We start from the raw sequence: 26,108 nt of genomic DNA, 5'->3' as shown, positions 1-26,108 counted from the left end.
AATGGCAATATATTTTTATAAGCAAATTATTATCTATTACGATAAAAGTAAATGGGATATGTCTGTTTTTAAGGCATAAACAGCAGATTATAATTGCTTTTTAATGGACAAAATAAGCAAAGGAAAAGATGATGTTGATTAGGTTAGTAGAATTAATATATAAACTCGTTCGTTGTCGTTGGGCTTATTATATTGGTCAGATACTTGTTACGCTACCCTTTTGGCAGGCAGGGTTATCTAAAGTATTTAATTTTAATCATACTGTTACTTATATGGCTGACAATGGTCTACACCCTGCCTTTTGGGTGACTATCTTAGTCATTATAGTTGAAATTTTATCACCTATTATTATTGTTTTTGGTCGACGCTTAGCATGGTTAGGTAATGGTGCTTTATTTGTATTTACCCTATTAACTATGTTTATGTTCCATAATTTCTGGGCGTATACCGGCGAGGCTTATCTGAGTCAATTAAATGATTTTTATCGTCATCTACATATGATTGGCGGGGTGATGATGAGTGCCATTGCTGCTGAGTTACGTTATGGTTTGTATCAAATTAGCCAAAAACCACACTTATCCTAAGTCTAGGATAAAAAAATATAGTCGTGATCATTTTTATTAAACCTGTAACCAGAATGTAGTGGGACCATCATTAATGAGACTAACTTGCATATCAGCGGCAAACTGCCCAGATTGGGTGACTATATTGGCTTTATGGCATTGTTGAATAAAAAATTCATAAAGCCTTTTTGCCTCTTCAGGTTTGGCCCCTTTGGTAAAGCTAGGGCGCATACCTTTTTTAGTATCAGCAGCTAAAGTAAATTGTGAGACAATTAATACACTTCCTCCAGCTTGTTGTACATTTAAATTCATTTTGCCATTCTGATCACTAAAGATTCGATAGCCAAGTACCCGTTCACAAAGACGGATGGCTTTATTTTCATCATCTTGCTGCTCAACACCAAGGAAAATCAGTAATCCCTGATTAATTTCACCAATAATCTGATTTTCAACCATAACGCTTGCTTGTTTCACGCGTTGAATTAAGGCTATCATATTTTACTCGCTATGCTTATAGGTGGATGGCACGCGTTTTCCTCTGAATTCGGCTAATGTCGCTGCCAATTCTGCGCCAAATAATACAATAATCCAAGAAAGGTAGATCCAGACCAGTAAAATAGGTGCGGATGCTAATACGCCATAGACTAATTGATAAGTTGGAAACGATGTCACATAGATGGTGAATACTTTTTTCCCAATTTCGAATAAGCACGCGGCTATAATTGCCCCAATAATTGACTCAAGTATCGGAATAGGTTCTGTTGGTACAATACAGTATAGTAACCAAAAGCCAGTAATAGAAAGTAGGAAAGGAAGGACGCGAATCAATGAGTTTATACCGTTAATTCCAGAGAAAAACTGTAGTGAAAAGATATAGGAACTAATAGCAATGCTTGCACCAGCTAATATTGGTCCTAAAGTTAAGATCGTCCAATAAATAGTTAAATTATAAAAGAAGGGTCGCTTACGCTTAGAACGCCAAATCAGATTAAGGGCATCATTAATTGAATTTATCAATAAGAGTGAGGTCACTATTAAGCCACAAATACCAAAAACCGTCATACGGTTGGAGTTGGCAATAAATTGTTCAAAATAAGGTTGAATACTTTCTTTGGTTGCGGGAGCTAAATTATCAAAAATAAATTCTTTAATGACTTCAGTTACATCGCCAAACATAGGAAATGCGGATAAAAGAAAAAATACGACGGCAATTAACGGAACTAACGCTAAAATCGTCGTATAAGCAAGACCAGCAGCGCTAGTTGTTAAACGATCTTTATTTATCCTTTCCCATAATAAAATTAAAAACGCTTTTAATATGTTAAGATTACTTAACGATTTACTATCCATTTTTAGATCTCAATCTATCCATTTTTATTCGGTACTATTTACTGCTAACTCTGCAATCTTTAATACCATTTTCATTTAATTGTTTAGCCACAATTGCCGCTTGGGTTTTATCCGTATAATTAGATCCAGCAACAACTCGATATAATTGCCCAACTTGTTGTATATAACTTTCCGCGCCAGCCATAGCAATTTTAGCCTTAAGGGTTTGAGCATTGTTCTGATCCTTAAATGCACCACACTGAATCATCCACTTTTTAGTTGGATGTTGTGTCACTGTGGTGGTTGGTGTGTTTATGGAGGTTGAACTAGCTATACTTTCTGCTGATCGCTTGTTACTAGGTTCAGGCGCGGTATTTTGTTGTATACCTTCGTTTCTAAAACTATTTAAAATTTTATCCCGCTCTAATGTTGTTTTTGGATCATTATGTTGAACTTGTTTCTCATTATGACTTTGCGGATTTTCAAGTTCTTTTAAATAAGCCCAGCGTTCTGTTGGTCGTTCAGGTAATGTCGCTTCAGGCTTTGGTGTCAATTTAGGTTGAGATACCCGTTTATCGTGGGGATTATTTTGTTTTAATGTATATAAAATTGCAGCAAAAAGAACGACAATCATGATTCCGATAACCATCATTAAACGAGGCATCGTCTTGGTTTTGTTTTTTTTAGAATGAGTTTTCTTTTTTCTTACATAATCACGTTGAGCCAATTTCGTCTCTCTTGTTTTGCTTTTAACTACAACCTAACTATGTTACTGAAATATTGATATTTTATCTACTAATTTAACGATTTTTCAGCAAAAAAAAGCGGTTAACAACAACCGCTTTTTTACTCTGATAAAACAAATTAAACTAATAGCAATTAAGCTAATGCATTAATTTGTTTTGTTAAATTAGATTTATGACGTGCTGCTTTGTTTTTGTGAATCAAGCCACGTGCTGCTTGACGATCCACAACTTCTTGCATGTCTTTAAATGCTGTTAATGCTGCTTCTTTGTTACCTGCTGCTACGGCTGCGTATACTTTTTTAATGTAAGTACGCATCATGGAGCGACGGCTAGCATTATGCTTACGACGCTTCTCCGATTGGACAGCACGTTTCTTAGCTGATTTGATATTAGCCAAGGTCAACTCCCAAATAGATAATAATTACTTTTTAAGGCGGAAAAATATGCCTTATTTTTCTTCATTTGTCAATTAATATTTCTGCTAGACAGCAATGTTTACACTAGCATTTATCTAACATATAAAAGAGTTGATTACTAATAAAAATATATTGTATTTAAAAATTATTATTTTAGTTTGTACCGTTTACATAGCAAATTTTTTGCTTGGTGTTGATAAGCGTTCACTGATAAAAATATTTTATGCTAGAATGATTAATAATTTTCAATTTAACTAAAATAAAGAGGATATCTCATGGCTATCATTAAAATGATTGATCTTGATTTGAAAGGTAAACGAATATTTATTCGCTCTGATCTTAATGTGCCGGTTAAAGATGGTAAGGTCACTTCTGATGCCCGTATCAGAGCTTCATTACCGACTATCGAGCTTGCTATTAAACAAGGCGCTAAAGTGATGGTTACTTCTCATTTAGGACGTCCAACCGAAGGTGAATATGATGAAGCTTTTTCTCTACAACCTGTTGTTGATTATTTAACTCAGCATGTGAATTTCCCTGTTCGATTAGTTAAAGATTATTTGAATGGTGTCGATGTTAAGGAAGGCGAATTAGTTGTATTAGAGAATGTGCGTTTCAATAAAGGCGAGAAAAAAGATGATGAAACGCTGTCTAAACAATATGCAGCGTTATGTGATGTTTATGTCATGGACGCTTTTGGTACCGCACATCGTGCTCAAGCCTCAACGCATGGGGTGGGTAAATTTGCACCAATTGCCTGTGCAGGTCCTCTTTTATCTGCTGAGCTTGAGGCGTTAGGTAAAGCATTAGACAACCCAGCACGTCCAATGGTCGCCATCGTTGGTGGATCGAAAGTATCGACAAAATTAACGGTATTAGATTCTCTATCTAAAATAGCTGATCAGTTAGTGGTGGGGGGCGGTATTGCCAATACCTTTATTGCCGCTGCTGGTCATAATGTGGGTAAATCATTATATGAAGCCGATTTAATTCCTGAGGCAAAACGGTTGATGGAGCAATGTCATATTCCTGTGCCAACAGATGTTCGGGTAGCAACCGAATTTAGTGAGACAGCACCAGCGACTATGAAACAAGTAAAAGATGTACAAGATAATGAACAAATTCTTGATTTAGGTGATGATTCGGCTCAAGTTTTAGCGGATATTATTAACAATGCTAAAACTATATTATGGAACGGCCCTGTTGGGGTATTTGAATTTCCTAATTTCCGTCACGGTACTGAAGTTGTGGCTAAAGCCATTGCTGAAAGCGCAGGTTTCTCGATTGCTGGAGGGGGAGATACATTAGCAGCCATTGATTTATTTGGTATTGCTGATAAAGTGTCTTATATCTCAACAGGTGGCGGTGCTTTTCTTGAGTTTGTTGAAGGAAAAGTTCTCCCTGCTGTCGCTATGTTAGAAGAGCGAGCTAAAGCGTAGAATGATGTTAATTTAAGAAAAATAAGCGATATGCTTATTTTTCTTGCTTATATATTCCATAAAATAGGTAAAAACTATGTCAAAGATCCTTGATGTTGTAAAACCAGGCGTAATTACTGGTGATGATGTACAAAAAGTTTTTCAATTAGCAAGAGAAAATAATTTTGCCCTACCTGCGGTTAATTGTGTTAACACTGATACCATTAATGCAGTGATGGAAGCCGCAGCGAAGGTGCGAGCGCCAGTTATTATTCAGTTTTCTAATGGTGGTGCTCAGTTTATGGCAGGAAAAGGGTTAAAACTCGAAGGTCAAGACAGTGCCGTTTTAGGCGCGATTGCGGGTGCTTATCATGTACATGCATTAGCTGAAAAATATGGCATACCGGTTATGTTACACACTGATCACTGTGCTAAAAAATTATTACCATGGATCGACGGATTATTGACAGCAGGCGAAGCACATTTTGCAAAAACAGGCAAACCACTATTTTCATCTCATATGATTGATTTATCAGAAGAATCTTTAGAAGAAAACATTGATATTTGTTGTCAATATTTAGCTAGAATGTCAGCTATGGGCATGACGCTTGAATTAGAATTAGGCTGTACTGGTGGCGAAGAAGATGGTGTTGATAATAGCCATATGGATAGTTCAGCACTGTATACGCAACCAGAAGATGTTGCTTATGCCTATGAAAAATTAAATGCAATCAGTCCAAAATTCACCATAGCCGCTTCCTTTGGTAATGTACATGGGGTATATAAACCAGGCAATGTACAATTAACGCCAAAAATCTTAGATGCTTCACAAAAATATGTTTCAGAAAAATTTGGTTTACCAGCTAAATCATTAAACTTTGTTTTCCATGGCGGTTCAGGTTCAACACAAGAAGAAATTGCCGAAGCTGTTAGTTATGGTGTAGTTAAAATGAATATTGATACGGATACTCAGTGGGCTAACTGGGAAGGTATTTTAAACTACTACAAGAAAAATGAAGCTTATCTACAAGGTCAACTTGGAAATCCACAAGGTGCGGATCAACCAAATAAAAAATATTATGATCCACGAGTGTGGCTACGAGAAGGTGAAGTATCACTAATTAATCGTTTAGAGCTTGCATTTAAAGAGTTAAATGCAGTGGACGTATTATAATTTCCATCTATTCCATCGTTCTAACTGTGGAGTATTCATTAAGTATAAAAAACCGATAAATAATTTATCGGTTTTTTTATTTTGAAAAAATATAAAAATAAACTAGCTGAGGACCACTGTCCATGCTATCACGCTTTAAACGTTTAAAATGATGCTATTTGTTGGTGATCGGTTTTAATTTTATGATAACTGCCACTGTTTAAAGAGAGAATTTATCTTTTAACGATAAAATGATATAACTTATGATGACGTCAAGTATCAAGTCGATATTGCCATATCGAAGCCATCTTATCAATAGAAAAATAGACCGAATTAACACCGGCCTACTATCTACATAATTAACTTATTAATTTAGTTAATTACCTAACCAGTAACCACTAAAAATAGATTATTTAGGAAGAACAATTTTTTTATCTTCTGACGGACGATAAAGGGTCAATATTGAGCCAATTAGCTGTACTTGTACCGCTTTCGTTTCTCGGACAATTGCTGCAGCAATTAAATTTTTGGTTTCGCGTTCTTCAGCGGCAATCTTAACTTTAATCAACTCATGATGATTGATGGCATTTTCTATCTCTGCGACGACACCTTCAGTTAAACCATTACTACCGACCATTACTACTGGTTTAAGCGCATGAGCCTGACTTTTTAAAAAATGTTTTTGTTTATTTGTTAAATTCATAAAAATTACTATTAATTAGGGGTTGTAATTCTGTTATTCTAACGCTATATACACATAGACAGCAATAATCAATTTGCCAACAAAATATTTTTGGGAAAAAAGATGAGTAAAAAAAAACGTTCGGCAAGCTCAAGTCGTTGGCTTGATGAACATTTTAAAGATAGATTTGTTCAACAGGCACAAAAAAAGGGATTACGTTCCCGCGCATGGTTTAAACTAGAAGAAATACAACAAACGGATAAATTATTTAAGCCAGGAATGACAGTTGTTGATTTAGGGGCAGCGCCGGGGGGATGGTCGCAATATGTAGCAACACTGATTGGTCAGAAAGGTCGTATTATTGCTTGTGATTTATTGCCCATGGATCCCATTGTTGGTGTCGATTTCTTGCAAGGTGATTTTCGTGATGAGGCTGTGTTACAGACTCTCATGGAACGCGTTGGTGAGGATAAAGTGCAAGTGGTCATGTCGGATATGGCGCCAAATATGAGCGGACAGCCGGCGGTTGATATTCCTCGCGCTATGTATTTAGTTGAACTAGCATTAGATATGTGTCGCGATGTGCTTGCACCAAACGGTAGTTTTATTGTAAAAGTGTTTCAAGGATCAGGTTTTGAAGAGTATTTAAAAGCGGTCAGAGAGATGTTTAAAACAGTAAAAATTAGAAAACCAGAGGCATCACGGTCGCGATCTCGCGAAGTTTATATTGTGGCAACTGGTCGAAAGTAGCAAGTAGCATAAATTTATAGTACTATGCAGCATAGTAATCAGTTGCGAATTAAGTCGTAGTTATTTTCTTTACAAGAGGTTAAATGTTTTGAACGACATGGTAAAAAATTTGCTTATTTGGGGCATAATTGCAGTAGTATTAATTGCTGTATTTAATCATTTTGGAACAGTCTCAACTACAGCATCTCAGATGGACTACACTACGTTTAATTCTGACATTACCAGTGGTAAGCTCAAGGAAGTGCGTATTAATGGTCGTGAAATCGTTGCGACAACTAAAAATAATAATACTTACACTACCTATATTCCTTATTATGACGACAGACTGATGGATGATTTAGTCTTAAATAAGGTGACTGTCTTTGGTAGTGCAGATGAAAGACCGAGTATCATTACGAGTATTTTTGTGTCATGGTTTCCTATGATTCTTTTAATCGGATTTTGGTTATTTGTCATGCGTCAAATGCAAGGCGGGGGTAAAGGCGGTCCGATGGCGGTGGGTAAAAGCAAAGCGAGAATGTTAACCCCAGAGCAGCTTAAAACATCGTTTGCTGATGTGGCAGGTAATGATGAAGCGAAACAAGAAGTGACCGAGGTTGTGGATTTTCTGCGGGATCCTAATAAGTATCAAAAATTAGGTGGGCGTATTCCGAAAGGTATCTTAATGGTTGGTCCTCCAGGTACGGGTAAAACCCTATTGGCTAAAGCCATTGCTGGTGAAGCAAATGTTCCTTTCTTTACGATTTCAGGTTCTGATTTTGTTGAAATGTTTGTTGGTGTAGGGGCCTCTCGAGTACGTGATATGTTTGCTCAAGCACGTAAACATGCGCCGTGTATTATTTTTATTGATGAAATTGATGCCGTTGGACGAAAACGGGGAGGCGGTTTTTCTGGTGGTCATGATGAACGCGAGCAAACCTTAAACCAAATGCTAGTCGAAATGGATGGGTTTGAATCAAACAGTGGTATTATTATTATTGCTGCAACTAACCGTGTTGATGTGCTAGATCCAGCATTATTACGTCCAGGACGTTTTGATCGTGAAGTAAATGTGAATTTACCTGATATGAAAGGACGTGAGCAAATTTTGGCTGTGCATATTCGTAAAGTGCCATTAGCTCCTGATGTCAATATTAATGTTCTGGCTCGTGGAACACCAGGCTATTCGGGAGCCGATTTAGCTAACTTGGTTAACGAGGCCGCGCTTTTAGCTGCAAGAAGAAATCAGCATTTAGTCTCTATGGATGATTTTGAACAAGCGAAAGATAAAATCAACATGGGTACGGAACGTCGTTCCCTAACGATGACGACAGAACAGCTGGTTTCAACCGCTTATCATGAAGCAGGGCATGCGATCATTGGTTCTTTAATGCCAAATCACGATCCAATTCATAAAGTAACGATTATTCCTCGTGGTCGAGCATTAGGCGTAACATTCTTCTTACCAGAAGGGGATCGTATCAGTGAAAGCCGACAAAAATTAGAAGGCGATATTGCTACACTGTATGGTGGTCGTATTGCAGAAGGTCTGATTTATGGGGAAGAACACATCTCAACAGGTGCGTCTAATGATATTCAGGTGGCGACCAAATATGCTAGAGCCATGGTGACACAATGGGGTTATTCAGATAAATTAGGTCCATTATATTATGAATCCGAAGATAATGGATTTGGTAAAAATCGCGAGATTTCTGATGAAACAGCTCGAATCATTGATGAAGAAGTTCGAGATATTATCACCCGTAACTATGATAGAGCTAAAACTATATTGACTGAAAATATTGATATTTTACATGCAATGAAAGATGCCTTAATCAAGTATGAAACAATTGATTCAAATCAAGTTGCACAGTTAATGGCTCGACAACCTGTTACCCCTCCTGCTGATTGGACCCAGAACGATGAGCAGGCAGTTAAGCAAGCGTCGATAGGCGGTAATCCTAAGCCGCAAAGAGGGATTGATATTGCGCCAGATGACAATGCAGAACAATAGTCATTAGCAATAAAAGTAAAAAAATAAGTAAAAAGTCGAATCAAAAAGTTGATTCGACTTTTTTATTTTAACTATCACATTATTATTGGTATAACGCTCCATCTGCAAGCCTTTTTAGTTGTTACAATAGTGACGCCTATAAATCAGATTTATGGCAGACTATATTATCTAAATATTTATTATTGCCCTTGAGTTATTGTTGTTTTTTGTTTTAATACTATTAACTAGTATGAATAAACCCTATTTTAACGGTAATATTCATAAATATCTTATGTTATCCATATCTATAAAAAAGAGAATGACTATGAAAAATGTTGGTTTTGTCGGTTGGCGAGGGATGGTCGGTTCGGTACTCATGCAGCGCATGGTAGAAGAGCGTGATTTTGAGGTAATTAATCCAGTATTTTTTTCAACGTCTCAGGTTGGACAATCTGCGTCTATTTATAACGGTAAAACCAGTCTCTTACACGATGCCTACGATATTGATGCCCTTTCTGCCTTAGATATTATTGTTAGCTGCCAAGGTGGTGATTATACGTCAGCTATTTACCCTAAACTCAAACAGATAGGCTGGCAAGGTTATTGGATCGACGCTGCCTCTACGCTACGTATGGCACAAGATGCTATTATTGTCCTTGACCCCGTCAATAAAGCAAATATTCTAACAGCTATAGACAAAGGCGTTAAAACCTTTGTTGGCGGTAATTGCACAGTGAGTTTAATGCTGATGTCGTTAGGAGGATTATTTGCACATAATCTGATTGATTGGATCTCAGTGGCAACCTATCAAGCTGCTTCTGGAGGCGGCGCACGTCATATGCGAGAATTATTGATTCAAATGGGATTGCTTAATAATCAGGTCGCGCCAGAGTTAGTTAATCCTTCAGCCTCCATTTTAGATATTGAACGTCAAGTCACGGCGAAAATGCGCGATGGTAGTCTGCCAACCGATAATTTTGGTGTACCGCTCGCGGGTAGTTTAATCCCATGGATTGATCAACAATTAGATAATGGACAAAGTCGAGAAGAGTGGAAAGGACAGGCAGAAACCAATAAAATATTAGCGACCAAACAAATTATTCCAATTGATGGATTGTGTGTGCGTATTGGTGCCTTACGTTGCCATAGTCAGGCATTTACTATCAAGTTGAAAAAAGATATTCCTATCAGTGACATTGAGCAACTATTGGCAAGTCATAATGATTGGGTAAAAGTGATACCGAATCAACGTGAACGTTCAATGACAGAGCTCACCCCGACAGCCGTTACTGGCACCTTAAATACACCTGTTGGGCGTCTGCGTAAATTAAATATGGGACCAACCTATTTATCTGCTTTTAATGTCGGTGATCAGCTATTATGGGGAGCAGCAGAGCCGCTCCGTCGTATGTTAAGGATTTTACTCTAATTGCATTAACTAATAGAAAGGAGTGGAATAAACCATATATAGTTACGGCTATATTGCTGTCTTCTTAAAGTGAAACAGTAGGCAGAAACAAGGACGTTTATTCTATCTCCTTAATTAAAGTCGTTAATAACGTCCCATTAAGCATAGCCTGCTGGATAATCGCAAAAGCCCCAATGGCAGAGTGATCGTCAAGCAGAGAACGACAAAGTATTAAATTATGTCTAAATGCGGCTAATGTTTGTGAAGATAAAGCGCTATCGATCATGGGCAATAGTATCTCTGCTGCTGTGGTTATTTCTCCAGCAATCACAATCATTTGTGGATTAAATAAATTGACTAAAATAGCGACTGCGCGTCCTAAATCTTTACCAACTTGCTGAATAAGATGAGTACAAAGCTCATCTTGTTGATTGGCTAATAAACAAATTTGACGTAGGCAACAATTGTTTAATGTCAGATGTGTGGTGTAACCTTGTTCTAGTAGTTGTTTAGCTCGCCGCTCAATAGTACTGTTCATAACAGTTTGTTCTAAACAACCAAAATTACCACAATGGCAACGCTCACCTAATGGATCAATTTGGATATGACCTATCTCCCCCATACTTTGATTATGATTAACAAACAGTTGCCGATTTATTATCACACCAGAGCCAATACCATGTTGGACACGAATTAAAATTGAATCATCAACCGTTTTAGCCGCGCCAAAAAAATGCTCTGCCAACGCAATACTTTGCACATCATTACCAATATAGCAGGGAACCGCAAACTGTTGTTTAATGACCGCAGCAATATCCCAGTTATTGACGTTAATATGCGGCGTGTATTTAACTATCCCTTTTTCTGGATCAAGTAATCCAGGCATCACTACTGCTATAGCGATTAAATGGGCTAATTTATCTTGATGAATGGATAAAAATTGCCCAATGATAGATAATAAATGACATTCAACGTCTGCTTGTAAAAAAGACGTCAAAGCATGACATTGTGTCGCCAACCGATGACCACCTAAATCATAAAGCTCAATAGTTATATCGGTACGACTGAGTTGAATAGCAATGGCGTGAAAGGGGGTTGTATTTGCAACAAGAGACACTGCGGGTCTACCACCGGTTGATTGTTGCACATCAATTTCTTTAATTAGTTTATTTTTTAATAGTTGACGAGTTATTTTGGTAATACTTGCTGGGGCAAGATGACTCATTTTAGCTAACTGAATCCGTGAAATAGGATTTTGCTGAACAATTAAACGATAAATCATGGCATAATTTAGCTGTTTAATTAGTTCAGTATTAGCGACAAAATTAAAATAATTAGCTGCCATGGCTCATCGGGCCCCCATCAATAAATGATGACAAAGATAACAATCGATCTAGTTACTTAACTTACCATTAACAATGGTTTGAGTAATCACGAAATTCTTATCAAAAACAACAAGATTCGCAATATATCCAGCTTTAATACTACCTAACTGCTTATCAACACCAATCGCACGCGCAGGATAAAGCGTTGCCATTCTCAATACTTCATCAAGGGCAATACCAATATGATTAACGGCATTGGCAACGGCTTGAATCATGGTTAATGAAGATCCACCTAATGTGCCATTTTCATCAACACATTTTCCATCTCGGTTATAAATCGTCTTGCCTGCAAATACCCCAGATGTCATATGACTATTTGCCAGTAACATAGCATCCGTAGTTAAGATCAATTTATCACGTTTTATATTATGGCTATTGCGGATATTTGCCCAATTAACATGTAAACCATCGGCAATAATACCGGCATAGATTTCTGGCGCATCATAAATCGCACCAACGACGCCTGGCTCACGACCTGAAATATAAGGCATGGCATTAAATAAATGGGTAGCTAAACCAATCCCTGCATTGATTCCAGTACGACATTGATCATAGGTTGCATTAGAATGCCCAACCGAAACATGGATTCCTGCTTCTGCTAATTGTCGGATATATTTGGCTTCAACATGTTCTGGTGCTAATGTTAAAATTTTAATCATATCCGCATTATCACATAAAAAATCGATCATCTTTTGATCTGGCTGGCGAATATATTCAGCAGGATGAATGCCCTTTTTCTCAAGACTAATATAAGGACCTTCTAAATGTAAGCCTAACGCCTGATGTTTATGTTTCTGTAAATAAGCGCGCATTACTTCAACGGCTTTAATCATAAAGTTATCAGGTGATGTAATTAATGTAGGAAGATAACTTGTGCAACCCGTCTGTAAATTGGTTTTCTGCATATGTTCGAGTGTTTCAATACTTAATGCATCAAGGGAGTCATTAAATTGCACTCCCCCACAACCATTTAATTGTATATCAATAAATCCTGGAGCTAATATTGCACCTTGCAAATCGTTAGATATCATCGTATTCGGTATTTGATCTTCAGAACAGATATGATCAATTTTATCGCCATTAATAATGACGGCATGATGATCAAGAATTTCGAATCCAGTATAAATTCGACAATTTTTTAGTGCATACATATTCATATCCTTTTAACATTATGGATAAGTTAGCTAGAAACAAATCAATAGATAACCTATTGATTTGTTTGTAAAAATTTAGAGAATGACAACGTTCAGGTTTTCTGCCTCAAGTTGTTGGAAATATTTCAATGTTTTAACTTTAAGCTCAGCGGTGCTGGCTTCATCACACACAATCAAGGCTTTTGGGTGCATTTGTAATGCCGTAACGGTCCAAAGGTGATTAACACTACCTTCTACCGCTTGTTGTAAGGCTAAGGCTTTATTATGACCATTAACCAATAGTAATACTTCCTCTGCGTCCATTAACGTACCTACACCGATAGTAAGTGAATATTGTGGTACTTTATTTATATCGTTATCAAAGAAACGAGAATTAGCAATACGCGTATCAAGCGTTAAGGTTTTAATGCGCGTACGAGAGCTGAGTGAAGACCCCGGTTCATTAAAGGCAATATGGCCATCTTGACCAACCCCACCTATAAATAGATGAATCTGTCCATAAGATTTAATTTTTTCTTCATATAAACGGCACTCCTCGGTTACATCTTGTGCATTGCCATTTAAGATATTGATGTTTTCTCTTGGAATATCAATATGATTGAAGAAATTATTAAACATAAAAGAGTGATAGCTCTCCGGATGCTCTTCTGGTAACCCTACGTATTCATCCATATTAAAGGTGACCACATGTTTAAAACTCACTTTGCCTGCTTTATGCAGTTTAATTAATTGCTGATACATACCGAGCGGAGAACTGCCAGTTGGTAATCCAAGTACGAATGGTTTATTCGCTGTAGGCGCAAACGCATTGATCTTATTTATAATGTAATTTGCCGCCCAAGCACCCACTTCTTGTGCCGTATTTAAAGGAATTAATCTCATTTTTCGCTCCTGTGGAATACTTTTTTTATAATATAAAATATGTTATGTTTACAATACCATTTATAATAGAAATTTTCTATTGTAATTGTGATTAGCTTCACAATTGATAGATAATTAATTTGCAACGAGAAATATTATATCGTTCAATGCATTATAATCAGATTAAACAAATATTCTTCTTTAAGCCTATGCAAAAGAAGAGATTAAGAGGGGAAATTCGTGGGAATATTGGCTTATTTGCAACGAATAGGGCGTTCGTTGATGGTACCTGTCGCGGTATTACCAGCGGCGGCTATTTTATTAGGAATCGGGTATTGGCTTGACCCTAATGGTTGGGGAGAGAATAATATTATTGCTGCCTTTATGATAAAATCAGGAAGTGCGATTATTGATCATATGGCCGTGTTGTTTGCGGTTGGTGTTGCTTATGGTATGTCTAAAGATAAAGATGGATCAGCAGCCCTTGGTGGTTTAGTTGGTTTTTTAGTCGTTACCACATTACTTTCACCGTCTTCCGTTGCTTTATTAACCCATACCGATATTGAACATATCTCACCAGCATTTGGTAAAATAGAAAACCAATTTGTTGGTATTCTAATTGGGGTGATTTCCGCAGAACTTTACAATAGATTCAGTGGTGTTGAACTACATAAAGCGTTAGCTTTCTTTAGTGGACGACGTTTAGTACCAATCATTATCTCTGTGGTTATGCTATTCCTGTCATTTGTTTTACTCTATGTCTGGCCTGTTGTGTATAACGGTTTAGTTATATTTGGTCAATCGATCAAAGATATGGGTGCCGTAGGCGCGGGCATTTATGGTTTCTTCAATCGTTTATTAATTCCAGTTGGCCTACATCATGCACTTAACTCTGTATTCTGGTTTGATGTCGCTGGGATTAACGACATTCCTTACTTCCTAGGTGGTAGTAAGTCCATTGCCGATGGTGTGGCAACAGTGGGTATTACAGGGCGTTATCAGGCTGGTTTCTTCCCAGTAATGATGTTTGGATTACCTGGTGCGGCATTAGCTATATATCAAACAGCGAAAAAACAAAATAAGGAAAAAACTGCCTCAATTATGATTGCTGCCGCATTTGCTGCTTTCTTCACAGGGATTACAGAACCGCTTGAATTTTCCTTTATGTTTGTTGCGCCAGTACTCTATTTTATACATGCGGTATTAATGGCGATTTCGATGTATATTGCCGCTTCTATGCAGTGGATTGCTGGTTTTGGATTTAGTGCTGGTTTAGTCGATTTAGCCTTATCATCACGTAATCCATTGGCTATCAATTGGTATATGTTGATTTTGCAAGGATTGGTGTTCTTTGTCCTTTACTATGTAGTATTCCGTTTCTTCATTGTTAAATTAAATTTAAAAACCCCAGGTCGTGAAGATGATGAAAATTCGACTAGCGAGGCTCCAGCAACAGCCGTATCTGAAAGCGATTTAAATGCGATTGCTAAACAGTATATCGATATTGTTGGTGGTAAAGAAAATTTAACTAATATTGATGCCTGTATTACGCGATTACGTTTAGGTGTTAATGATGCTGATTTAGTTGATGTGGACAAAGCAAAAGCGTTAGGCGCAATTGCGGTGATTAAACTAAGTAAACAAGGTGTACAGATTGTTGTTGGTACGCAAGCAGAGAAAATTGCTAATGCTATGAAGCAACATGTTAACGTAAATTAATTTTATCCATTAAATCGTAACGGATAGCGTCTAGCTATCCGTTTTTTTATCGATAAAAAATTAAATCAGCTAATTAGAATCTTCATCAGTTCCGATGAATTAAAAGCAACTTATGGTATCGACAGCTAATCCATAGCGTTTTCTCTTTTGTTTTTATTGTCAGTTAATATATTGCCGTTAGCAACATGTTGATTAATAAAGGGTTGTTTAAGCTGATGATTACCAACGGTATAATTTAAATCACGCAACTGCTTTTATCGTGATGATCGATCAATTGTTTCTTATTGAATGTAACCTCATAACCAACATTTTCATTCCGTTATCATCTAATTATTCTTAATTTATAATGACTTAACTATTTATCAATAGTGGTTATAGCCAAATTCCTTTATGATGTAAGTGTCTTTTATTTAGACAATTTCATCTAAAAGAGGTTAAGATTATGATGGAAGAAAACCCACTTGAACAGGAACCTTTTGGTACATTACTGGGTTATGCACCTGGTTGTGTTGCTATCTACTCCTCCTATGACTGTAATCTTAATCCTGAATTTTATTGGGATGATGCTTCTCTACGTAGCTACGTTGGTCATGAATATATCGGATATAAATGGCAATGTGTCGAGTTTGCCCGACGCTTTCTATATCTTAACTATGGGTTAGTTTTCCCTGATGTTGGTATGGCTTATGAAATCTTCTCACTGCGTATATTAAGACAAACGGCTAACGAAGCGCTCTTGCCATTACAAGCTTATGCTAATGGCAGTAAAAAAGCACCGGTACCTGGTGCCATATTGATTTGGCGACCAAAAGGATTTTTTAAATATACTGGTCACGTCGCGATTATTACCGAGGTATTCGCTGATCGGATACGTATTGCTGAACAAAACGTACTACATAAGCGCTTACCTGCTGGACAACAATGGACACGTGAATTACCTATGCAACTAATTGACGAAGGCTATTACCTACAAGATACCTTCACGGATACTGAAATCTTAGGTTGGATGATTCAAACCGATGATACAACTTATAGTTTACCTAGACCAACACCTTCCCCTGAATTATTAAAGATCAAACACTATCACTTACCGAAACAACACCAATTTGATGGTAAATGGTTAGATGAAAATGATAACGTTGAGAAAGCTTATATTGCTATGTATGGACATACAATTAATAAAGATCCTTACTGCTATTATGCTATTAGTGAATGTGCTGAACAGGAGTTGATCCGTGCAACCAATGAACTTCATTTAATGTATCTACATGCCACGGATAAAGTAATTAAAGACGATAATTTACTACGTTATTTTAATATCCCAGAAATTTTATGGCCAAGGCTACGATTATCATGGCAAACCAGACGCTACCAAACGATTACAGGCAGGCTTGATTTTTGTATGGATGAGCGAGGATTAAAGGTCTATGAATACAATGCAGATTCCGCCTCTTGTCATACAGAAACCGGCAGTATTTTACAAAAATGGGCCAAACAGGGTGGGGATATATTAGGCACCGATCTTGGTCGAGGACTTTTAAATTCATTAAGTGATGTTTGGCGACATAGTGATGCTAGACCGTTTGTGCATATTATGCAAGATTATAATAATGAAGAAGACTATCATGCCTTATTTATGCAAAAAGCATTAACCCAAGCCGGTTTTGACACTAAGATTTTACATGGACTGAATGGTATACATTGGGATGATCGTGGTCAGCTGGTCGATGACAACAACCGTCAAATAAATTGTGTTTGGAAAACGTGGGCATGGGAAACCGTTTTAGAACAACTTCGACAGGAGAGTGAAGATCAGATCACGGTTCCCCCTATACGTACAGGTCATCCTAACGATACGGTACGCTTAATCGACGTTTTATTACGACCAGAAGTCACGGTATTCGAACCGTTATGGACGATTATTCCAAGCAATAAAGCGATTTTACCCGTATTATGTGAAATATTTCCTCATCATCGTTATTTATTAGATGCCTCATTTGAGCTTAATGACGATTTGATCCGAGAAGGCTACGCGATTAAACCCATTGGTGGACGCTGTGGTAATAATATTGAACTTGTTAATCAAAAGGAGCAAATTCTTGATAAGACGCAAGGAAAATTTGCTCAACAGGAAAATATTTATCAACAACTTTGGTGCTTACCTAAAGTTAATCAACAGTATGTGCAGATTTGCACATTTACCGTTGGCGGCCATTATGGTGGTGTCTGTTTACGTTCCGACGCTTCCTTAGTCATAAAAGGGGAAAGTGAGATGCAACCACTACGGGTTATAACCGATGATAAATTCTGATTAAGCGACAATAAGAATTAACTTAATTCTTAAGGCGATCGATTAAAGGCTATTATTAGTATTAGCGTAATTAAGCATAGATAGACTTCTAGTATTAAGTAGCAACAAGCAGACAAAATAAACCTATTTTACCATCGCTATTTTTTGCTATAATGCCCCTACATGAAAATGAGAATAAGTCTCTTTTTACTATTAGGGGAAAGGTAATATGTCATTAAAACCATTCGTTACTGCGGTTTCATTAGTCTCCGCGATGTTCTTAACGGGATGCGATAATAAATCAGATAAACAGCCAACCGAAAAGGCGCCCGCGACCGTATCAACAGCAACTATTATGATTAATCATGCTCAAGGTCAAACAGAAGTTCCGGTTAATCCAGCCAAAGTTATCGTATTTAATACCGCAACATTAGATACCATGGATGCGCTAAATATCAACATTACTGGTTTACCAAAAACCAGCGTACATTTACCGACCTTTTTACAAAAATATGAAGGGCAAGAATACCTTAATGCAGGTACGTTATTTGAACCAAATTATGAAGTATTGAGTAGCTACAAACCAGATTTAATTATTGCTGGTGGACGAGCCAATGATGCCTACCAAAAATTAAGTGACATTGCGCCAACCATTTCTCTCACCATTGATCCTAAAGATTTCTTAAATAGCTTAACCAAAACAACAGAACAATTAGGTCAAATATTTAATAAACAAGCATTAGCACAGCAGAAATTGACTGAATTTAAACAAAAACTTGAGCAAGTAAAAGCAAAAGCGGCGAATCGTGGTAGTGCCATGTTTATCTTAATTAATGGCGGGAAGATGTCTGCTTATAGCCCAGGTTCACGTTTTGGTTTTGTATTTGATGAGTTAGGTTTTACACCAGCGGTTGCTTTTTCTGAAACGGGTAATCATGGCAACATCATTAATGCTGAATTACTATTTAATGCTGATCCAGATTGGTTATTTGTCTTAGATCGTGATAGCGCGATTGGTAATAGTAATGCGTTATCAGCACAAGAAGTGCTCAACAACCCAATCGTTAGACGCACCAAAGCATGGGAAAAGAACCAAATCATCTATCTTGACTCCTCATCTATGTATATTGCTGGTGGGTTGCAGACCTATGATCATTTATTAGATCAAGTCAATCAGGCACTTACTACTAGTCAAGAATAATTGATGAAATCACATTATCTGCTTTTTGCCTTTATCGGTCTAATAGGCTTGTCAGTGACAAGCCTATTTATTGGTGTTAGTCAAGTAACGTTAACCACTCTCTGGTCTGATCCAGATATGCGCGATATTTTCTTTATTACGCGTGTACCTAGAACTATAGCCCTATTGTTGGCTGGTGCAGCAATGGGTGTTGCTGGCTTAATTATGCAATTATTAACGCAAAATCGTTTTGTTGAACCCTCTCTAGCTGGAACAACGCAATCGGCAAGCTTAGGTTTATTAGTGGTTATGGTCCTAGCGCCAGCCGCACCCATTATGGTCAAAATGGTCATTGCGAGTTTATTTGCTATGGTTGGTACCATTCTATTTATGTACCTATTACGCCGCATTGTGCTTAAATCTTCCCTGATTGTCCCTTTAGTTGGCATGATGTTAAGTGCGGTTATTAGTGCGATTACGGTCTTTGCGGCTATGTATTTTGATTTATTACAATCTCTAGGGGCATGGGTAAATGGTGATTTCTCAGGGATTTTACAAGGTCGTTACGAACTATTATGGATAGTTGGGGTATTTACTTTACTCGCTTATTGGATCGCAGATAGTTTTACGGTTGCTGGTATGGGGCGTGAATTTGCTATCAATCTCGGTTTAAATTATCGCAGAGTGATGTTTATGGGGTTAACCGTGATCGCCATGGTAAGCGGTATTGTGATAGTGGTTGTGGGGGCTTTACCTTTCTTAGGACTAATTATTCCTAACTTAATCAGTTTAATGATTGGCGATAATACCCGTCATACCATACCTTGGATTTGTCTCTGTGGAAGCAGTTTAGTCGTAATCTGTGATATTATCGGTCGCCTTATTTGTTATCCGTTCGAAATTCCAGCTAGTGTCATTCTTGGTGTTATTGGTGCCATCATTTTTCTGTTTTTATTAATCAAACAACCTCAGCATGCAAAACGTTAACAATACTTTGGAACAAAAAGCCCGTTCACTCTTACCTACACAGCGAATAGCGCTATTAGGTGGATTCGCCCTATTGATGATGGTTATCTTTATGACCATCAATCTGGGCAGCAACTTAACTTATATTTTATGGCATCGTGGTTCGATTTTATTAACCATGCTGGTGGTAGGCTTTGCTGCAAGTGTCTCCACTGTACTATTTCAAAGTGTAACGCATAATCGGATCTTAACCCCATCAATTATGGGATTTGAAGCCTTATTTATTCTGATCCAGACCCTGATTATCTTTTTTTGCCCTATAACCACCCAATTTTGGTTATTTAGCCTAATTAAATTTAGTCTTGAAACAGTACTACTGGTTGGTTTCTCGGTTGTACTTTATCGTTGGTTATTCGCTTTAGTCCATTTTAATATTAATATGGTATTAATGGTGGGGATAATATTAGGTACACTGTTTCGCAGTGCATCTGCTTTATTACAACGTCTGCTTGATCCAAATGAATTTTCTGTTTTACAAAGCCGTATCTTTGCCACGTTTACCCGTGCAGCACCTGAATTAATTATAATGTCATTGGTTATTATTGTTATCATTAGCATCATCATATGGCGCAAACGTTATCAATTTGATGTGTTGTCTTTAGGTCGCAATCAAGCAATCAACTTAGGGGTAAATTATAGCCAAGCGGTAACAACAACCTTATTATTGGTCTCTATTTTGGTGGCTATTTCTACTGCGCTAGTCGGCCCACTCACTTTCTTAGGCTTAATTGTCGCAAATATCGCTTATTTAATTACAGGTAGCCATCAGCACCGTTATATTTTACCCATAGCATTTTTACTATCGGTCATCGCCTTAGTTGGCGGACAATTGATCTTAGAATATGGATTAAATATGGCTGGATCATTATCCGTCGTACTAGAATTTATTGGTGGTATTCTGTTTATTTATCTTATTTTAAAAAGGTTATAAAGTGATAACGATTAATCAAATCATCAAACATTATGATAAAACAAAAGTATTAGATAATGTCACAACAACGATACCACAAGGTGGGATAACGTCCATTATTGGTGCAAATGGTGCAGGTAAATCCACCTTACTATCCATTATTGGACGCTTATTACCCGCTGATGCAGGACAAATCCATGTAGCTAATATGGATGTTGCCACCACAGACAGTGATAAATTAGCAAAATATATATCGATTTTACGCCAAGAAAACCAATTTAATAACCGTTTAACGGTGCAAGAACTGGTTGGATTTGGACGTTATCCCTATACAAAGGGACGTTTAACGACAGAAGATCAGCAAAAAATTGCTCAGTCACTGGCTTTTTTAAATTTAACCGAGTTAAGTCATCGGTATTTAGATGAACTATCAGGCGGTCAACGTCAACGCGCTTATGTTGCCATGGTGTTATGTCAAGATACCGATTATTTACTCCTTGATGAACCATTAAATAATCTGGATATGAAACATGCAGTGATCATGATGAAATTACTGCGAAAAGCTGCCGATGAATTAGGTAAAACTATCATACTCGTTATTCACGATATCAATTTTGCCTCAATTTATTCGGATCATATTTTAGCAATGAAAAAAGGACAACTCTGTTATCAAGGTAAACCCGTTGATATTATGCAATCAGCTATTTTAGAAGATATTTTTGATACCCCAGTAACTATCAAACAGATAGATAGCCAACTTATTGCGCTTTATTACTAGATCATTCCCGCAAATAAAAAACGCTGAATTGACCTCCGTTTTCGAATAGCGACGTTAACTTATACTCCTTCTTCAACGTTAACGTACGCTTATTGTTTTAAACGTTGTCTAAATGGAGACCATTATTTCACATTACCTCTTGATATTAAAAATGAGGTTAGTGATGTCAACGTTTAAAAGGCAATTTCACCCTAATCAATTTTAGCCATTTTTACTGTATATCCTTTGCAGGATTTATTTTTCTTTATTAATTGTTAGCTTCAACCACCTATCACAAATAAACGCTAATCTTATAGCAACCCATACCAACTAAAAGTAATGTTATTCTTTTACCGTTAATTCATCTATTTAAACATTAAAGTGAGTGAGCTAAACGATTAAAACTAAACTATTTTGCTTGGATATCATCGCTTTAAAAAGGTAAAAATAGTGTAATTACAGCATAAAAGCACTTTGTAATAGCCATTGATTTAGATAGTCTTGTATAAATGGCGTACAACATTACTACGTTATCTTAACTGCTGCTGTATTTTACCTAAAATCAATAGTAATTCGGTATTGCATCAAAAAGATGTTGGACGTAACGCGAAAAGGATTTTCTAGCCAAGTTGATAACAAGGAGCATATCAATGAGCAATAAAACGAGTAAAGCGCCCTTCACGGATAAACAAGCGACAAACCCCCATTATCAAAGTACCTCGCCTGACGATAACACCGTTAATCAACCAACCCCTAACCCCACTTTTCCTGGTAGCGAACCTTACGCGGTTGGTTCGAAAAAAACACCAAAAAATAGTAATGACAAGCTAAAAGATCTGGATCAATATCGTTCAGACGGTCAACAACAACCCCTAACTACGACCACTGGCGTAAAATATGCCAATAATCAAAGTTCACTAAAAGTGGGCGCTCGTGGTTCAACGCTAATGGAAGACTTCTTATTGCGTGACAAAATGATGCATTTCGACCATGAACGTATTCCTGAGCGTGTGGTGCATGCGCGTGGTGCTGCGGCGCATGGTTATTTCCAAGTTTATCAATCGTTAGCTAACTACACTTGTGCCGATTTTCTTAATCATCCTGAATTAAAAACGCCTGTATTTGTGCGATTTTCTACGGTACAAGGATCGCGGGGTTCAGCTGATACCGCACGTGATGTACGTGGCTTTGCCACTAAATTTTATACCCGTGAAGGAAATTTTGATATTGTTGGTGTTGACACGCCAACGTTCTTTATTCAAGACGCCATCAAGTTTCCTGATTTTGTTCACGCCATAAAACCTGAACCACATAATGAAGTACCTCAAGGCCAGAGCGCTCACGATTCTTTTTGGGACTTTGTCTCTTTACAGCCAGAAACCCTACAAAATGTGATGGTAGTCATGTCTGATCGTGGTATCCCGAGAAGTTATAGTAATATTGAAGGATTTGGTGTTCATACTTTCAAATTAATTAATGCTAAAGGAGAAATGTTCTTTGTTCGTTTTCATTGGAAACCAGTAATGGGGACCTGTTCACTTATTTGGGATGAAGCGCAATTATTAACTGGACGTGATCCCGACTTTCATCGTAAAAACCTTTGGGAATCGATTGAAGCGGGCGTTTATCCAGAGTATGAATTAGGATTACAAATTATCCCAGAAGTTGACGAACATAAATTTGATTTTGATATATTGGATCCCACCAAATTCATTCCAGAAGTATTAGTACCGGTGCAGCGCGTAGGAAAGCTAGTGCTAAATCGCAATCCAGACAACTATTTTGCCGAAACAGAACAAGTTGCTTATTGCCCAGCCAATTTAGTACCCGGTATCGATTTTTCTGATGATCCACTATTACAAGGACGCATTTTTTCCTATGTCGATACCCAAATTAATCGTTTAGGGGGCGTTAATTTTAATGAAATCCCGATTAATAAACCGGTTTGTCCATTCCACAATCATCATCGGGATGGTAAACATCGCATGGAAATTAATAGTACGGTAAGCAATTATGAACCAAATTCGATCAGTGATAATTGGCCTCGCGAAACTCCAGAAAAATCAGGGGGATTCACTACTCACGCCGCAATAGAATCAGGTCAAAAAGTACGACAAATCAGCGACACTTTTGCTAATTACTTTGCGATGCCACGCCTATTTTGGTTAAGCCAAACGGATTTTGAAAAACAGCACATTATTAATGGTTTTAGTTTTGAATTAGGCAAAGTTATGCGCGGCTATATCCGTGAACGCGTAGTCGACCTATTATCTTATATCGATCCTCATTTAGCTCAAGGTGTGGCGGATAAATTAGGTATTGCATTAACCGAAGAACAAAAAACACGTCCATTACCAAAAGCGATCAATGGTATTGATAATGATCCGTCATTAAGTCTATATGCAGGAAAAACGTTCCCTGTAGCAGGTCGTAAAATCGCGATATTGATTTCAGATGGAGTGTGTGGAGAATCAGTACAGCAGATACGTGAGCAACTAACAAAACAGCGTATTTATAGTATTTTACTTGCGCCACATACTGGAATGATAACAACACAACAAGGTCAACAATTAAACGTAGATGGCACGATAGAAGGAAATCCATCCGTATTGGTTGATGCAGTAATTATTCCTGCCAATCAACAGATAGATAAATTGATCAATGATGGTCATGCTAAATATTATCTTATCCAAGCGTTTAAACATTTAAAAGTCATTGCATTGCAGGATAATGGTCAGCAATTATTTGACGCGGTACATTTACCTGAAGATAAAGGAATAATAAAAGAAAATCAGGTATCAAAACTCGTTTCAGAATTGATTGAAAAACTTAAACAACATCGAATCTGGCAACGTGAACCTAAAACCCGATCAATTCCAGCATAATAGTAATAAATAACCAGCTATGACGCGTTATGCTTAGCTGGTTACTTAAATAACAAAGTTATCACAACCGTTATATATCGATTATCGATAACACCTAAGTCATTTTATTCTGTTTATAAAGGTAAGCAATGAATCATCAACAGTTTGATAAGTTAGTTTTTTATTTCTTTTTATACAGTTTTGTTGGTTGGATCTGTGAAGATATTTACTGTTTTATTATTGATAAACAATGGGTTAATCGCGGATTTTTATTTGGACCATATTGCCCTATTTATGGCTTTGGCGCCCTAATCTTTATTCATCTATTAGAACCATTAAAAAAACATATCATACTCTTATCCGTATTCGGTATCGTTTCATGTACTTTACTTGAATATATTACCAGCTGGGGACTGGAACAACTCTTTAATCGTCGCTGGTGGGATTATTCTCACTATGCTTATAATTATCAAGGTCGTATTTGCTTATTAAACTCATTATTATTTGGCATCATGGGATTATTGCTCGTTTATCTTATTCATCCATTATGCAGCCAATTAATTCATCGTCTAACCAAAGGTCAGCTAATGATTGGTAGCCGTTTAATTATCACTATTATGCTACTTGATTTAGGATGTTCAATTTTTATCAACACGACCGTTAAAAACTAATCAGCATTTAATCCAATGATCATTTATTTTTACTTACGTTTCTCGTTGATTTAATCTTATTTATAATTCTTACAAATTATCTAATAAATAATGTGGATTATTCATTACCCTCCCATTTTAGCCTAATATCATCATCTATTAATGAATAAAAAATTATGATGACGATCACCATATATACCTTACTTAACGATATCAGTCGTTAGCAGTAACAAATAAATTATTCAGTAGAATTCAATAATCTACTTTTCACTTCCACGTCTAAATCGGTTAATTTTGAGTGAGTTAAAATTTTTTATTTACGCCATTATTTAGACATTCAACCATCATGCGCCACCCTAAAAATGATCAACATAGCTGTTTACCATCATCGGCTATCAATCAATAAAAATCGAAAAAATTACTTTTACTGCCTTTAGGCTATTTTCTAAATGAATAACATCAATAAGTACAAACTAGCTTGAACAGAGTTCATTTTAATTGTTTGAATAATTCAAATAATATAAAATGTAAAGAATCATCATTTTATATAAAAGAACAAGAAAGCAAGTAAAATGGTAGCGTAATTTATCTTTGCTCACGAATAAATTAACGACCAACTAACTAGCAGTAAACATGCGACATTACAAGTGATAAGAATAACACTTCACTGCCTATATTAAGATTTAAAAGCCTAGCATTACGAAAGATGGAAATAATTAATCCGCAACACCAAATAATGAAATAAAAGAACGTGACATCTTATTGAAAAAATCGATATCGTACCGCTCAAAAGGCTTTTCGGAATAAGGAAAGAAATAACCATGACCATCAAAAAAATAGACGATTTCACATTTCCAATAGGCGAACAACCACTT

Annotated in this window: 22 protein-coding genes; 14 read left to right on the top strand and 8 right to left on the bottom strand. The window is 36.9% G+C overall.

What is annotated here, in order from left to right; genetic code table 11:
* Positions 1 to 131 precede the first annotated feature (131 nt).
* Positions 132 to 584 (top strand): DoxX family protein, encoded by a 453-nt coding sequence (locus O970_RS04440; protein ID WP_024495951.1) that lies wholly within the window; start codon positions 132 to 134, stop codon positions 582 to 584.
* 36 nt (positions 585 to 620) lie between these two features.
* Here O970_RS04440 and dtd read toward each other — a convergent pair whose 3' ends face one another.
* The 4 genes from dtd to rpsT form a co-directional block, all read right to left on the bottom strand.
* The gene (gene dtd / locus O970_RS04435) at positions 621 to 1,058 is read right to left on the bottom strand and encodes a D-aminoacyl-tRNA deacylase (protein WP_024495950.1); all 438 of its coding nucleotides are present in this window, start codon (positions 1,056 to 1,058) and stop codon (positions 621 to 623) included.
* A gap of 3 nt (positions 1,059 to 1,061) precedes the next feature.
* Positions 1,062 to 1,913 carry a virulence factor BrkB family protein gene (locus O970_RS04430; RefSeq protein WP_024495949.1) on the bottom strand — a complete coding sequence of 284 codons (852 nt, stop codon included), beginning with the start codon at positions 1,911 to 1,913 and terminating at the stop codon, positions 1,062 to 1,064.
* A 34-nt stretch (positions 1,914 to 1,947) separates the two neighbouring features.
* Complete coding sequence (locus O970_RS04425) at positions 1,948 to 2,619, bottom strand: SPOR domain-containing protein (protein ID WP_105291837.1); 672 nt, start codon at positions 2,617 to 2,619, stop codon at positions 1,948 to 1,950.
* A gap of 152 nt (positions 2,620 to 2,771) precedes the next feature.
* On the bottom strand, positions 2,772 to 3,035 hold the full coding sequence (gene rpsT / locus O970_RS04420) for a 30S ribosomal protein S20 (RefSeq protein ID WP_024495947.1): 264 nt from the start codon (positions 3,033 to 3,035) through the stop codon (positions 2,772 to 2,774).
* Positions 3,036 to 3,329: 294 nt separating this feature from the next.
* Between rpsT and pgk the strand changes: the two genes are divergently transcribed.
* Positions 3,330 to 4,493, top strand: coding sequence for a phosphoglycerate kinase (gene pgk / locus O970_RS04415; protein WP_024495946.1), 1,164 nt, complete (start codon positions 3,330 to 3,332; stop codon positions 4,491 to 4,493).
* Between the two features lie 76 nt (positions 4,494 to 4,569).
* On the top strand, positions 4,570 to 5,646 hold the full coding sequence (gene fbaA / locus O970_RS04410) for a class II fructose-bisphosphate aldolase (protein ID WP_024495945.1): 1,077 nt from the start codon (positions 4,570 to 4,572) through the stop codon (positions 5,644 to 5,646).
* Between the two features lie 388 nt (positions 5,647 to 6,034).
* Here the strand turns inward: fbaA and yhbY are convergent, their stop codons facing one another.
* Positions 6,035 to 6,328, bottom strand: coding sequence for a ribosome assembly RNA-binding protein YhbY (yhbY, locus tag O970_RS04405; protein ID WP_024495944.1), 294 nt, complete (start codon positions 6,326 to 6,328; stop codon positions 6,035 to 6,037).
* Positions 6,329 to 6,430: 102 nt separating this feature from the next.
* On the opposite strand from yhbY, the gene rlmE reads away from it, so the two are divergent.
* The 3 genes from rlmE to asd all read left to right on the top strand — a co-directional run bounded on the left by rlmE (position 6,431) and on the right by asd (position 10,458).
* Complete coding sequence (gene rlmE, locus O970_RS04400) at positions 6,431 to 7,057, top strand: 23S rRNA (uridine(2552)-2'-O)-methyltransferase RlmE (protein ID WP_024495943.1); 627 nt, start codon at positions 6,431 to 6,433, stop codon at positions 7,055 to 7,057.
* An 88-nt stretch (positions 7,058 to 7,145) separates the two neighbouring features.
* Positions 7,146 to 9,050, top strand: a complete 1,905-nt coding sequence (gene ftsH, locus O970_RS04395; RefSeq protein WP_051318596.1) for an ATP-dependent zinc metalloprotease FtsH — start codon at positions 7,146 to 7,148, stop codon at positions 9,048 to 9,050.
* A 304-nt stretch (positions 9,051 to 9,354) separates the two neighbouring features.
* Entirely contained in the window at positions 9,355 to 10,458 is a 1,104-nt protein-coding gene (asd, locus tag O970_RS04390; protein ID WP_024495941.1) for an aspartate-semialdehyde dehydrogenase, read from the top strand.
* Positions 10,459 to 10,555: 97 nt separating this feature from the next.
* Here asd and O970_RS04385 read toward each other — a convergent pair whose 3' ends face one another.
* From O970_RS04385 to nagB, 3 genes are all read right to left on the bottom strand, one after another.
* Positions 10,556 to 11,782 (bottom strand): ROK family protein, encoded by a 1,227-nt coding sequence (locus O970_RS04385; RefSeq protein ID WP_024495940.1) that lies wholly within the window; start codon positions 11,780 to 11,782, stop codon positions 10,556 to 10,558.
* Between the two features lie 48 nt (positions 11,783 to 11,830).
* Positions 11,831 to 12,973: an N-acetylglucosamine-6-phosphate deacetylase gene (nagA, locus tag O970_RS04380; RefSeq protein WP_024495939.1), complete on the bottom strand. Its 1,143-nt coding sequence runs from the start codon at positions 12,971 to 12,973 to the stop codon at positions 11,831 to 11,833.
* Between the two features lie 78 nt (positions 12,974 to 13,051).
* Positions 13,052 to 13,858 (bottom strand): glucosamine-6-phosphate deaminase, encoded by an 807-nt coding sequence (nagB, locus tag O970_RS04375; RefSeq protein ID WP_024495938.1) that lies wholly within the window; start codon positions 13,856 to 13,858, stop codon positions 13,052 to 13,054.
* A gap of 219 nt (positions 13,859 to 14,077) precedes the next feature.
* Here nagB and nagE point away from each other — a divergent pair, with 219 nt between their 5' ends.
* From nagE to O970_RS04335, 8 genes are all read left to right on the top strand, one after another.
* A complete protein-coding gene (gene nagE / locus O970_RS04370; protein ID WP_024495937.1) occupies positions 14,078 to 15,556 on the top strand; it encodes an N-acetylglucosamine-specific PTS transporter subunit IIBC in 1,479 nt (492 codons plus the stop codon).
* Between the two features lie 442 nt (positions 15,557 to 15,998).
* Positions 15,999 to 17,867, top strand: coding sequence for a bifunctional glutathionylspermidine amidase/synthase (gene gss, locus O970_RS04365; RefSeq protein WP_024495936.1), 1,869 nt, complete (start codon positions 15,999 to 16,001; stop codon positions 17,865 to 17,867).
* A gap of 208 nt (positions 17,868 to 18,075) precedes the next feature.
* The gene (locus O970_RS04360; RefSeq protein ID WP_024495935.1) at positions 18,076 to 19,047 is read left to right on the top strand and encodes a siderophore ABC transporter substrate-binding protein; all 972 of its coding nucleotides are present in this window, start codon (positions 18,076 to 18,078) and stop codon (positions 19,045 to 19,047) included.
* 3 nt (positions 19,048 to 19,050) lie between these two features.
* Positions 19,051 to 20,013 (top strand): ABC transporter permease, encoded by a 963-nt coding sequence (locus tag O970_RS04355; RefSeq protein WP_024495934.1) that lies wholly within the window; start codon positions 19,051 to 19,053, stop codon positions 20,011 to 20,013.
* Positions 20,000 to 20,983 (top strand): iron chelate uptake ABC transporter family permease subunit, encoded by a 984-nt coding sequence (locus tag O970_RS04350; protein ID WP_024495933.1) that lies wholly within the window; start codon positions 20,000 to 20,002, stop codon positions 20,981 to 20,983. The genes O970_RS04355 and O970_RS04350 overlap by 14 nt, the downstream gene beginning before the upstream one ends.
* Position 20,984: 1 nt before the next feature.
* On the top strand, positions 20,985 to 21,740 hold the full coding sequence (locus O970_RS04345; RefSeq protein WP_024495932.1) for an iron ABC transporter ATP-binding protein: 756 nt from the start codon (positions 20,985 to 20,987) through the stop codon (positions 21,738 to 21,740).
* Positions 21,741 to 22,369: 629 nt separating this feature from the next.
* Complete coding sequence (gene katE / locus O970_RS04340; protein WP_024495931.1) at positions 22,370 to 24,604, top strand: catalase HPII; 2,235 nt, start codon at positions 22,370 to 22,372, stop codon at positions 24,602 to 24,604.
* 128 nt (positions 24,605 to 24,732) lie between these two features.
* Positions 24,733 to 25,254, top strand: coding sequence for a putative ABC transporter permease (locus tag O970_RS04335; RefSeq protein WP_024495930.1), 522 nt, complete (start codon positions 24,733 to 24,735; stop codon positions 25,252 to 25,254).
* The last annotated feature ends 854 nt before the right edge of the window (positions 25,255 to 26,108 follow it).

The organism is Candidatus Schmidhempelia bombi str. Bimp (assembly GCF_000471645.3).
GTDB classification, from domain to species: domain Bacteria; phylum Pseudomonadota; class Gammaproteobacteria; order Enterobacterales; family Orbaceae; genus Utexia; species Utexia bombi.
The sequence above is the reverse complement of the archived record's forward strand: the minus strand, read 5'-3'. Positions and strand labels throughout refer to the sequence as shown.

Bases quoted from the DNA above. Each gene is read 5' to 3' on its own strand.
- O970_RS04335 (WP_024495930.1), top strand. From the start codon at position 24,733: ATGAATCATCAACAGTTTGATAAGTTAGTTTTTTATTTCTTTTTATAC.
- dtd (WP_024495950.1), bottom strand. From the start codon at position 1,058: ATGATAGCCTTAATTCAACGCGTGAAACAAGCAAGCGTTATGGTTGAA.
- pgk (WP_024495946.1), top strand. From the start codon at position 3,330: ATGGCTATCATTAAAATGATTGATCTTGATTTGAAAGGTAAACGAATA.
- O970_RS04385 (WP_024495940.1), bottom strand. From the start codon at position 11,782: ATGGCAGCTAATTATTTTAATTTTGTCGCTAATACTGAACTAATTAAA.
- gss (WP_024495936.1), top strand. From the start codon at position 15,999: ATGATGGAAGAAAACCCACTTGAACAGGAACCTTTTGGTACATTACTG.
- nagB (WP_024495938.1), bottom strand. From the start codon at position 13,858: ATGAGATTAATTCCTTTAAATACGGCACAAGAAGTGGGTGCTTGGGCG.
- nagA (WP_024495939.1), bottom strand. From the start codon at position 12,973: ATGTATGCACTAAAAAATTGTCGAATTTATACTGGATTCGAAATTCTT.
- katE (WP_024495931.1), top strand. From the start codon at position 22,370: ATGAGCAATAAAACGAGTAAAGCGCCCTTCACGGATAAACAAGCGACA.
- O970_RS04350 (WP_024495933.1), top strand. From the start codon at position 20,000: ATGCAAAACGTTAACAATACTTTGGAACAAAAAGCCCGTTCACTCTTA.
- O970_RS04355 (WP_024495934.1), top strand. From the start codon at position 19,051: ATGAAATCACATTATCTGCTTTTTGCCTTTATCGGTCTAATAGGCTTG.
- O970_RS04440 (WP_024495951.1), top strand. From the start codon at position 132: ATGTTGATTAGGTTAGTAGAATTAATATATAAACTCGTTCGTTGTCGT.
- O970_RS04430 (WP_024495949.1), bottom strand. From the start codon at position 1,913: ATGGATAGTAAATCGTTAAGTAATCTTAACATATTAAAAGCGTTTTTA.
- rlmE (WP_024495943.1), top strand. From the start codon at position 6,431: ATGAGTAAAAAAAAACGTTCGGCAAGCTCAAGTCGTTGGCTTGATGAA.
- O970_RS04360 (WP_024495935.1), top strand. From the start codon at position 18,076: ATGTCATTAAAACCATTCGTTACTGCGGTTTCATTAGTCTCCGCGATG.
- asd (WP_024495941.1), top strand. From the start codon at position 9,355: ATGAAAAATGTTGGTTTTGTCGGTTGGCGAGGGATGGTCGGTTCGGTA.
- fbaA (WP_024495945.1), top strand. From the start codon at position 4,570: ATGTCAAAGATCCTTGATGTTGTAAAACCAGGCGTAATTACTGGTGAT.
- yhbY (WP_024495944.1), bottom strand. From the start codon at position 6,328: ATGAATTTAACAAATAAACAAAAACATTTTTTAAAAAGTCAGGCTCAT.